Raw genomic sequence first — 9,471 nt, forward strand, 5'->3', positions numbered from 1 at the left:
CGTGTCGGCGGCCTGCACGGCCGCGTCGCGCGCGAGCTCGGTGGCGATCAGGTCGGGCGCGCCGATGTACGAACGGCCGAAGCGCGAGCGCGAGCCATCGAGAATGCCGACCTGATCGGTCTGCTCAGCCTGCGCCTGCACACCGAAGTAGTACTGCGTCTCCTCGTCGATGATGGGCAGGATGCTCCTGCTGACCGACACGCGGGGTTCACGCTTCCATCCGCGCGCCGCCCAGGCCTCGCGGAACATCGCGATCTGCTCGGCCTGCAGTTCGTCGAACGGCACTCCGGTGTCTTCCGTCAGCAGCGTCGAGCTCATGAGGTTCATGCCCTGCTCGGCCGTCCACACGGCGGTCGCGCGCGTGCCGGCACCCCACCAGATGCGGTCGTACAGGCCTGGTGACTGAGGGGTCACCGGCTGGGGCTTGTCAGTGCCGATCATGCGCGGGTTGCCAGGCGCGAAGCCCTCGCCGTCGATCGCGCGACGGAAGAGGTCGGTGTGCTCGCGGGCCATGTCCGCATCCGTCTGCCCCTCGGCCGGCACGTACCCGAACGAGCGCCAGCCGTCGACGACGGTCTCGGGTGATCCCCTGCTGATGCCGAGCTGCAGCCGCCCACCGCTGATGAGGTCGGTGGCGCCGGCCTGCTCGGCGAGCGCCCAGGGGTTCTCGTAGCGCATGTCGATGACGCCCGTGCCGAGCTCGATGCGGCTCGTCCGCGCGGCCGCGGCCGCCATCATCGGGAACGGGTTCGAGTGGTTCTGGGCGAAATGGTGCACGCGGTAGTACGCGCCGTCGACGCCGACCTCCTCGGCCGCGACCGCGAGCTCGACGCCCTGCAGCAGGGCTTCGCCACCCGTGCGGGTGCGCGAGCCGGTCACGCCCATCCAGTTTCCGAACGACAGAAATCCGAGCTTCGTCATGCTCTGGTCAATGCGTTCGCATGCAGAACTATTCCCGTTCGCGCGGCTCGGCTGCAGCATCCGGAACCGGCGCGGCGGCCGCCGACGGGGCGGAGACCGTCGCGCCCGGCCGCGTCGTCAGGTAGACGCCCGCGAGCACGATGAGCCCGCCGACCACCTGCCACACGGTGAGCTGGTCGCCGAGCGCGACGGCGATGATCGCCGTGAAGACGGGCAGCAGATTGAGGAAGACGCCCGTGCGCGACGGCCCGAGCTGGGTGACGGCGACATTCCACAACAGGTAGGCCAGCGCGCTCGGAAAGACGGTGATGAGCGCGAGGCCCCACCAGCCCTCGGCCGAGGGCTGAGCCTGAAAGCCCACGATCGCCATCACCGGCGCGAGCATGAGCGCGCTGAGCCCCACCTGCACGGTCGTCGCCGTGATGGGCGGGGTCTGGATGCGGCGGCTGATGACGACGTAGGCCGTCCAGGTCAGGATCGCGCCGAGAATGAGCAGGTCGCCGGGCACGATGCTGAGGTCGGAGGCACCGCTCGGTCCGCCGAGCAGCACGACGATGACGACGCCGATGAACGAGATGACGATGCCGAGAACTCCCCCGCGACGGATGCGCTCCCCCAGCACCACGACGGCGGCGAGCGCGATGATCGCGGGGTTGATGGCGCTGATCACGCTTGCGTTGACCGGCGAGGTGGTGTCGAGCGCGGCGTAGAGCAACAGGGTGTAGCCGACCATGCCGAGCACGGCCTGGACGATGTGAATCCACCACTCCTTCGCCGCGAGCCGCCACTTGTCGCGGTGCCGGCGCTCGATCCAGAGCGTGATGACGAGCAAGATCGGGAACGCGCCCAACCAGCGCAGGAAGGTCAGCTCGAGCGGCGTGAACTCGGCGATCACGCGGTCGGCGACGACGAAGTTCATCGCCCAGAAGAGCTGGGCGAGCACGGCGGGCGAGTAGCGGCGGAGCAGATGCACCTGTTCAGGCTAGGGCCGCGCGGCAGCTGCGCACGTGCGCGCAGAGCCGCGCATCCGCGCGCCGCTTCATCACGCGGGGTCGACGGGAGGCAACCCAGGCACGAGGCCCGGTTCAAGCTCGTCGGCTGGCAGCACTCCGTCGAAGGGAGTGAGCGTCGCCAGCCCGTTCCACTGCTCGTCGGTCGAGAGGAAAACGGCGATGCGCTCGTCGGTGTCGAGCTGGTCGCCGCTGCCGTAGGGGTCTGCCGCGCATCCGTCTGCCCGCGACGCGATTTCGATCTGCTGACCGACATAACGCTCGTCGCTCGCCTCCTGCACGTCGAAGCGGTAGAGCCGCGCGTCACCGCCCAACAGATCCGCCATGCCCGACTGCTCGATCACCTCGCCCACGACGATGAGCCGCGCAGATTCGGCGAGCATCTGCTGGTCGCCGTCGAAGGTGACCCAGCTGACGCATTCCTGCGAGCCGAAAAACGGCAGGGCCGAACAGCCGGCCAGCAACGAAGCGCTCAGGGCGATGGTGACGAGTGCCACCGATCTGCGAGCGCGCCGAGTCATGAGCCCACCGTAGTCGGCGGCTCGTGGCACGATCGCAGTGTGCCGTTGAACTTCACCGCGATCGACTTCGAGACCGCCAACAACAACGCGGCCTCGGCGTGCTCGGTGGGGCTCGTGAAGGTGCGCGACGGCCGCGTGGTCGACAAGACGGGCTGGCTGATCCGCCCGCCGTTCGGCTTCGACGACATGCTCGAGTGGAACACGCGCATCCATGGCATCACCGCCGCCGACATCGTCGACGCGCCCCTGTGGGCCGAACAGGTGGATGCACTTCTCGAGTTCGTCGACGGCGACACCCTCGCCGCCCACAACGCGGGGTTCGACATGGGAGTGTTGAGTGCGGCGCAGAAGGCCAGCGCGCTCGAGGTGCCGAGCCTGTCGTACGTCTGCAGTCTGCGGGTTGCCCGCAAGACTTACCACCTCGACTCGTACCGGCTGCCAGTCGCGGCAATGGCCGCGGGCTTCGAAGACTTCGCGCACCACGATGCCCTCGCCGACGCCGAGGCGTGTGCCGCGATCATCGTGCACGCGGCGAAGCGCCACGACGTGACCGAGGTCGCCGACCTCGCGCGCATCTGCGGCACGAGCGTCGGGCGAACCGGCGCAGCAACCGAGGCAGAGGCTGCCGACCGGCGCCCGGCCGCCCTCGCGTAGATCGCAGGTACAGCGACTATGGCAGAACGGTTCGACATGACCGGCGCGGAGTTCGCCGAGATTCTTCGCAGAGCCGAGCCGCACTATCCCGTCTCTGACGAGTATGAGCGGGTTTACCTTCCGGGTGCGCACTGGTGGTCGAGCCAACAAGAGCACGTCACTGCGTGGCTCGACGAGATCGACGGGCCAGGAGCATATGGGCGAATGACGCGCGGGCTCGGCGCGCGGCACGCCTACAACCACTTCCAGTGCGCGCCGGGCTTGTTGTGGATCGCAGAGGCGCTGGGCGAAGACCCGGAAGTGGTGCGAGCCGCAGCTCAGTCAGCCGGCGGCTTCGGTCGACCCGCCACGCAGTGCGCCGCCATACGCAGACTCATTCCGTGGGCGAGGATCAAGCAGCTCGCACGGCAGGTGTAGAGATTCGCCGTTTCGAGCTTGCTACGTTGTAGGGAAGTGGACTGGGAGTGCCCGGTCGGCGTCTGGCCTCTGGGGTTGCTCGGAGGCCTTTCGCTTTCACATCGAGAGTCATCCGATACCTGACCGCGCGCTTGCGCCCGACGTGCGTATGCCTTACGTCGTCGTCGGTGAAGGTCATCCGTCCGCGCTGGTCGCCTTGCTGCACCTAGTCCGACATGATCGTGACCGCTTCGAGCGAATGGGGTTGGGCAGGGAGCGACATGAGCAGCCTTGGCCAGACAGTGTCGGAGGTGAGGATTACTGTTCGATCATGAGAGTGATCGCAGAGAAGGCACAAGTTCTCATCACGGTGAAGACGAGCCCACAACCGTCCACCAAGTACAAAGACACGGTATGCACTGCGGGCGTGCGGCTTGACGACGATTCTCCGCGATGGATTTGCCTATACCCGATCCCTTTTCGCCACCTTGAGACCGATTTGCAGTTCAAGAAGTACGACCTGATCGAGCTAGAGATCAGGAGGCGACACGAAGATTCCCGAAAAGAAAGCTATTCCCCTGACTGGTCGTCGGTGCGCCGGGTGGATCACTTTGACCCCTGGGAGCGAAGAGTCGACGCGCTCCGGAACTTGCCACTGACCAACACTTGTGAACTCAGTGCTGCAGCAAGAGCAGACCACGCCGCCCCCTCACTCGGTCTTGGTGGAGTCGCCGACCTCACTGGGCTGACCTTCGAACGCCACCCCGGATGGAACGAGAAACAAAGGGCGATCCTGAGCCGCGCTCTTGAGGAAGTTGACCTGTTCGGTTCGGGACTCACGCCGAGGAAACTCGAGCCTCCGCGTCTCGTTGTGACCTATCGGTACCGTTGCACGGGGCCGACCTGTTCGGGACATCGTGGTCAAATTCTCGACTGGGAGCTCACAGCACTGCAACAACGACTCCGCTCGGTGACAGACAGCGAACTCAAGCGCGTGATCGAAACGAAGTTTGTCGACGAGATGTTCGCGTCCGGCCGTGACAGCCACTTCCTCATGGGCAACTTCGAGAATCCGGTCAAGCGCGACAAGTTCAGCGTGCTCGGAGTCTGGTACCCGCGACAATCCGATGTCGAGGCGTTACCGCTGTTCTAGATGCTTACGGGCCGCAGTCGTTCGTTGAGTTGTGATTCGAGGCTTTCGATGACCAACTCGCGGTGGCACGCGTGTTGATCACTCTCGAAGCACATCACAGCGACGCGACGCGAGCGCGCGAGAGTGGCGACCTCGTGAAGTGCCTTTTCAGCGGTCGGGGCTCTGAGAATCTCGCCATAAACCGATCGGGCGGCATCGCCGGCTCTCGATCCCGGCACAGCGAAGCCATCTCGGTTCTCTCTCGGATTGCCGAGAGCTGGCCGATGGAAGTACTCAATATCAGCCTCAGCCAGCGCAGCACGAAGGCCATTCTTCGAAAAACCGCGCTTGCGGGAAAGCGCGTTGAGACGAACATCCACAACGATCGTCACTTCTTCAGCTAGCAAAACCCTGATGAACTCGCCTATTTCGCGGCCCTCGTACCCGATACCGACGACTCCTCGCTGGTCCCCCATGACGATAATTCTTTCACGCAATCGTCGAGCATTCGATCGACGCGACATGTACTCATTTCAGAGAAAGGCACGCCATGGCTGACCCCGAACGGCAGATCGTGGTCGCCATCGATTCGGGCGGGTCGACGACGCGGGTGGCGTGCATTGACCGGCACGCTGACGTCGTTGGTCGGGCGGTCGGAGGCGCAGGAAGCCCCGAGCACAGCTCAACGAGCGAGGCTGCAGTCCGTTCCACGCTCGCGCAAGCCTTGGCCGACGCTGGTCGCTCGACGGGTGATGTCGTCGCGCTCGTGGCCGGTATGGCCGGGCTCAATGTCGAGAGCGACCAGAAGTGGGCGACAGATCACACTCACCTCGCCGGCCTCACCAAGTCACGCACGCACCTCAACGATTCGACCATCGCGCACGTGGGTGCCTTTCTGGGCGAGCCGGGTGTGCTCGTCATTGCCGGCACCGGTTCGATCATGCTCGGCATTGATCGCCATGGCCGACAACATCGCAACGATCAGCTGCATCACTACGCCGGAGCAGCTCGCCATATCGCCTACGACGTTGTGCACCACTTACTCGTCGGCGATGGTGCCGATGATGAACTGCTGCCGCTCGCACTGCAGCACTGGAAGGTTGCGAGCGTCGATGAGTTGCGCGCTGCGGTCGAGGCGCCCTATGAGATCGAAACCGTCAAGCGCTCTTTCGGCACCTTCGCCCCTGCGATAACGAGTCGCGTCGACACATCGTCCCTGGCCCGCAACGCCGTCGCCGCGCTCGCCCGCCGCACCGCGTTCGGAATTCGCCTCGTCGGCGCACCGCTCGGCACACCCGTGATGTGGTCGGGCGCGGGCTCGCTCGCGACCGACGGCGCATTCATCGATGCCGTCGAACGCGAACTCGCTCGCGTGCATGCTGACTACAGGCACACGCCCGCCGCGATGAGCCCACTCGGCGGCGCCATTCTGCTCGCGCTGCGCTCGGCAGGCTGGGAGACCTCCGGCACGGTCGCGGCACTCATTTCGGCGTTCAGCGACTGACTCGCACCTACGCCGTGCGCACCTCGACGCTCACGGGGGTGGGGTTCGCGAACAGGTCGAGTACCGGGCAGTGAGCGTCGACGGCGTCACGCAGTTCGGCGTAGCGCTCGGGCGACTCGGGGCCGTCGAGCGTCACGACGAGGCGCACCGCACTGAATCCGGCGCGCACGGTCTCATCGATGCCGAACAGGCGGCGAGCATCCAAGTCGCCTTCTGCGTCAATGCGGATGTCGTCGACGACAATTCCGAGGGCTTGAGCGTAGAGGCGGTAGACCACGATCTGGCACGAGATGAGCGCGCCGAGGGCGTACTCGACGGGGCTCGCCGCGACGTCGTCGCCCGCCAGTACTGCCGGCTCGTCGACGAGAAACTCGTGCTTACCGGCACGGATGCGAGAAGCCACCGAGCCTTCGCCCGATCCGGAGACGCTGTAGGTCAAGTGAGCTGCGGAGGAGTTTTTGGAGATGCGGTCGCCCCACGCCGCTCCGGCGTCGGTCAGCCGCGCGGCGCGCTCGTCAGCAGTGGATGCGGGAACAGGGGGTGCAGTGAGAAGAGTCATGACGGCGACGCTAGGCAGTGGATGCTCGCGCGTCGAGTACGCCTGTCACACTGTGTCGCGCACCGTCACGCAGCGTCGCAGAGCGTCATCGAACGCAATGCTCACGACGTCTCTAGCGGTCGCAGCCGCCCGACTTGTCGGCGCGCGAGCCCGGAACGTTGAGGTCGCGCAACCCCTTGTAGGCATACGGGTCCTCCCCCGCGACCATCACGATGTCGCGGAAGTCGTACTCGGCGATGTGCCGACCTTCGGCGTTCTGCCACGGCAGCAGCGACTCGGCGCTCATGTAGTGGTTGACGAGCGCGCGCCGATAGCCGTGGGCCCCCGAGTTCTCGAGCGATCGGTGCAGCAGGTAGCCGTTGAAGAACAATGCGGCCCCCGCGGGCACCTCGACCGGCAAGGCGTCGTCGTCGGTGTACGGAAACCCGAAGGCCTCGTCGGTGCAGTCGAAGCGCTCGTCGGTCTGCTCGCGGTCGGGGTAGAGCACGCCGCGGGCGTGCGAGCCGGGCAGAACCCAGAGACAGCCGTTCTCGGTGGTGGCGTCGTCGAGAGCGATCCACACGCCGGCGAGCGAGCGGTCGCGCGTCGGGATGAAGTGCTCGTCCTGATGCCAGGCCTGCCCCGGCTTTCCCTCGCTCTTGATGAACAGCATCGACTGCATGGCCTTGACGTTCGGGCCGATCACCCGCGTGAGCCCGTCGACAATCCGAGGGTGCTGCATGATCTGCCGAGCGACCTCGCTGATCTTGTGCGGGTGGTGGATGCACAGGTACTGCCGCAGCACGTCGGCGTCGCTCTGCCCGGGGTGAGCATCCACGCCGGAATCGACCGGGTTCAGACCAGCCCGGCAGATACGCAGGGCCTCGGCGTTCACCTCGGCCACCTCGGCCGGGGTGAGGGCGCCGCGGAGAATCGCGTAGCCGTCGCGGGCGTACTGGGCTACGAAGGCCTCATCGACGGCATCGTGCATCACGAGAGCAGGGCGAACCGCGGTGTTCATCTTTAGATCATACCTAAGGGTGCTTGCGGTCGAGTAGAAACTGCCTATTGTCACGAGACTCTGTCAGCGGGATGCTCACACCATGCCCCGCCGCCTGCTCACGCTCGCCGCTCTTGCCCTTGTCGGCCTCACGGGGTGCTCGATGCCCGCGCCGGCAGCTACTCCGACCGCCGCGCCGGCCGCCGAGGAGCCCTCGAGCACCCCTTCGCCCGAGCCAGAGGCCGTGCCGGCCGACCTGGTCGTGCGCGGCGGCGGCGTCGAGCTCTACGACTCAGATGGAGCACTCGTCGGCTCGTTCGTGTGGGCCGACGAAACCGAGACCGCGCTCGAGGTGCTCGAGCTCGCCTTCGGCCCCGCGCCGACACCGGGGCTGCGCGAAGGCGACGGGACGCACTACGCAGACTTCGCAACCTACGACTTCTCGGGCCTCATCTACTTCACGGCGGTGAGCCTCGAGAAGCCGCGCACCGAGTACTTCTTGCCCTCGATCGTTCAGGTCGACACGGGTGAGCCGATCAACGGAGTGAGCATCCGCACGCTCGATGACCTGACCGTCGGAGGTGACGTAGCAGACGTGCTCGCTGCCTCGCCGCCCGTGAACTACCCCGACCCGCTCGGCACGGCCTATCTGTTTGACGCCGTCGACCCGACCAAGATTCCCCTGCTCGACGACTTCACCGACATGGTGGCCGTCATGGTCGACCCCGACGGCACGATCATGCGCATCGTCGCGCCGTACCAGTCGCGCCAGCTCATTTAGCGCACTCACGCCCGCGAGGCCACCCCGCGCGCAACCGCGCGTTCGACTCGTATCGTGGGCGACTCAGACGGGGGCGCCGCGCCCTCGGGTGGGGAGCGAAACATGTGGTTCGACTCATGGGCCGACCTGGCGCGCGTCGTGCTCGTCGGCACGGCCGCCTACGGAGCGCTCGTGCTCGTGCTGAGGGTGAGCGGCAAGCGCACGCTCAGCCAGCTCAACGCGTTCGACTTCATCGTGACGGTCGCCCTGGGGTCGACGCTCGCGACGATCCTGCTCAGCAGCGATGTCTCATTTACCGAAGGCCTCATCGCGATCGCCCTGCTCGTCACTCTGCAATGGGTCGTCGCAATCATCGCCTCCCGCTGGCCCGGTGCTCGGAGCGCGATCACGTCTCACCCGCGCGTCGTGCTTCGAGACGGGCAGTTCGACGCCGATGCTCTCGCAGCCTGCCGGCTCGCCGAAGCCGACGTGCGTCAGGCAGTGCGCGCGAGCGGCAGCGGCGATGTGGCAGACATCGCGGTCGTCGTGCTCGAGACGAACGGAACCCTCAGCGTGATCCGCCGCCAGCAGATCGGCGACGGATCAGCGCTGGGTTCGCTGGCCTGACGGATGCCCGCCGCTAGTTCTGCGGGAACCCCAGGTTGATGCCGCCGTGGCTCGGGTCGAGCCAGCGCGAGGTGATCGCCTTCTCGCGCGTGAAGAACGGAATGGCCTGCGTGCCGTAGGCCTTCGCGTCGCCGAAGAGCGAGTTCTTCCAGCCGCCGAACGAGTAGTAGCCGACGGGCACGGGAATCGGCACGTTGATGCCGACCATGCCCACGGTCACCTCGTTCTGGAAACGGCGCGCGGCGCCGCCGTCGTTCGTGAAGATGGCCGTGCCGTTGCCGTACTGCGAGCTGTTGATGAGCGCGAGGCCCTCGTCGTAGGTCTTCACGCGCACGACCGAGAGCACGGGGCCGAAGATCTCTTCGGTGTAGACCTTCGAGCTCGTCGGCACCTTGTCGATGAGGGTGG

The 9,471-nt window shown here is 66.1% G+C and carries 13 protein-coding genes; 6 read left to right on the top strand and 7 right to left on the bottom strand.

What is annotated here, in order from left to right; translation table 11 throughout:
- The 3 genes from KL788_RS14010 to KL788_RS14020 form a co-directional block, all read right to left on the bottom strand.
- Window positions 1–921, bottom strand: a 921-nt coding sequence (locus KL788_RS14010) for an LLM class flavin-dependent oxidoreductase (protein WP_293173419.1), incomplete at its 3' end; no start/stop codon positions are given.
- 28 nt (window positions 922–949) lie between these two features.
- Window positions 950–1,894 carry a DMT family transporter gene (locus tag KL788_RS14015; protein WP_293169214.1) on the bottom strand — a complete coding sequence of 315 codons (945 nt, stop codon included), beginning with the start codon at window positions 1,892–1,894 and terminating at the stop codon, window positions 950–952.
- 69 nt (window positions 1,895–1,963) lie between these two features.
- Window positions 1,964–2,452: a hypothetical protein gene (locus KL788_RS14020; protein WP_293169215.1), complete on the bottom strand. Its 489-nt coding sequence runs from the start codon at window positions 2,450–2,452 to the stop codon at window positions 1,964–1,966.
- Between the two features lie 39 nt (window positions 2,453–2,491).
- Here KL788_RS14020 and KL788_RS14025 point away from each other — a divergent pair, with 39 nt between their 5' ends.
- The 3 genes from KL788_RS14025 to KL788_RS14035 all read left to right on the top strand — a co-directional run bounded on the left by KL788_RS14025 (window position 2,492) and on the right by KL788_RS14035 (window position 4,655).
- Window positions 2,492–3,106, top strand: a complete 615-nt coding sequence (locus tag KL788_RS14025) for an exonuclease domain-containing protein (protein ID WP_293169217.1) — start codon at window positions 2,492–2,494, stop codon at window positions 3,104–3,106.
- A gap of 36 nt (window positions 3,107–3,142) precedes the next feature.
- Window positions 3,143–3,523, top strand: coding sequence for a hypothetical protein (locus KL788_RS14030; protein ID WP_293169219.1), 381 nt, complete (start codon window positions 3,143–3,145; stop codon window positions 3,521–3,523).
- A 310-nt stretch (window positions 3,524–3,833) separates the two neighbouring features.
- On the top strand, window positions 3,834–4,655 hold the full coding sequence (locus KL788_RS14035) for a hypothetical protein (RefSeq protein ID WP_293169221.1): 822 nt from the start codon (window positions 3,834–3,836) through the stop codon (window positions 4,653–4,655).
- Here the strand turns inward: KL788_RS14035 and KL788_RS14040 are convergent.
- Complete coding sequence (locus KL788_RS14040) at window positions 4,652–5,110, bottom strand: DUF488 family protein (RefSeq protein WP_293169223.1); 459 nt, start codon at window positions 5,108–5,110, stop codon at window positions 4,652–4,654. The two genes, KL788_RS14035 and KL788_RS14040, sit on opposite strands and share 4 nt — an antisense overlap.
- Before the next feature lie 74 nt (window positions 5,111–5,184).
- Here KL788_RS14040 and KL788_RS14045 point away from each other — a divergent pair, with 74 nt between their 5' ends.
- Window positions 5,185–6,138 (top strand): BadF/BadG/BcrA/BcrD ATPase family protein, encoded by a 954-nt coding sequence (locus KL788_RS14045; RefSeq protein WP_293169225.1) that lies wholly within the window; start codon window positions 5,185–5,187, stop codon window positions 6,136–6,138.
- A 7-nt stretch (window positions 6,139–6,145) separates the two neighbouring features.
- Here the strand turns inward: KL788_RS14045 and KL788_RS14050 are convergent, their stop codons facing one another.
- Window positions 6,146–6,697 carry an OsmC family protein gene (locus KL788_RS14050; protein WP_293169227.1) on the bottom strand — a complete coding sequence of 184 codons (552 nt, stop codon included), beginning with the start codon at window positions 6,695–6,697 and terminating at the stop codon, window positions 6,146–6,148.
- Window positions 6,698–6,809: 112 nt separating this feature from the next.
- Complete coding sequence (locus KL788_RS14055) at window positions 6,810–7,697, bottom strand: phytanoyl-CoA dioxygenase family protein (protein WP_293169229.1); 888 nt, start codon at window positions 7,695–7,697, stop codon at window positions 6,810–6,812.
- Between the two features lie 82 nt (window positions 7,698–7,779).
- Here KL788_RS14055 and KL788_RS14060 point away from each other — a divergent pair, with 82 nt between their 5' ends.
- Together KL788_RS14060 and KL788_RS14065 are read left to right on the top strand one after the other, a co-directional pair.
- Window positions 7,780–8,457 carry a hypothetical protein gene (locus tag KL788_RS14060; protein ID WP_293169231.1) on the top strand — a complete coding sequence of 226 codons (678 nt, stop codon included), beginning with the start codon at window positions 7,780–7,782 and terminating at the stop codon, window positions 8,455–8,457.
- A gap of 102 nt (window positions 8,458–8,559) precedes the next feature.
- A complete protein-coding gene (locus KL788_RS14065; RefSeq protein ID WP_293169233.1) occupies window positions 8,560–9,063 on the top strand; it encodes a DUF421 domain-containing protein in 504 nt (167 codons plus the stop codon).
- Window positions 9,064–9,076: 13 nt separating this feature from the next.
- Here the strand turns inward: KL788_RS14065 and KL788_RS14070 are convergent.
- Window positions 9,077–9,471, bottom strand: a 395-nt coding sequence (locus KL788_RS14070) for an aldehyde dehydrogenase family protein (RefSeq protein ID WP_293173422.1), incomplete at its 5' end; no start/stop codon positions are given.

It is taken from the genome of Microcella sp. (genome assembly GCF_019739195.1).
Lineage (GTDB): Bacteria > Actinomycetota > Actinomycetes > Actinomycetales > Microbacteriaceae > Microcella.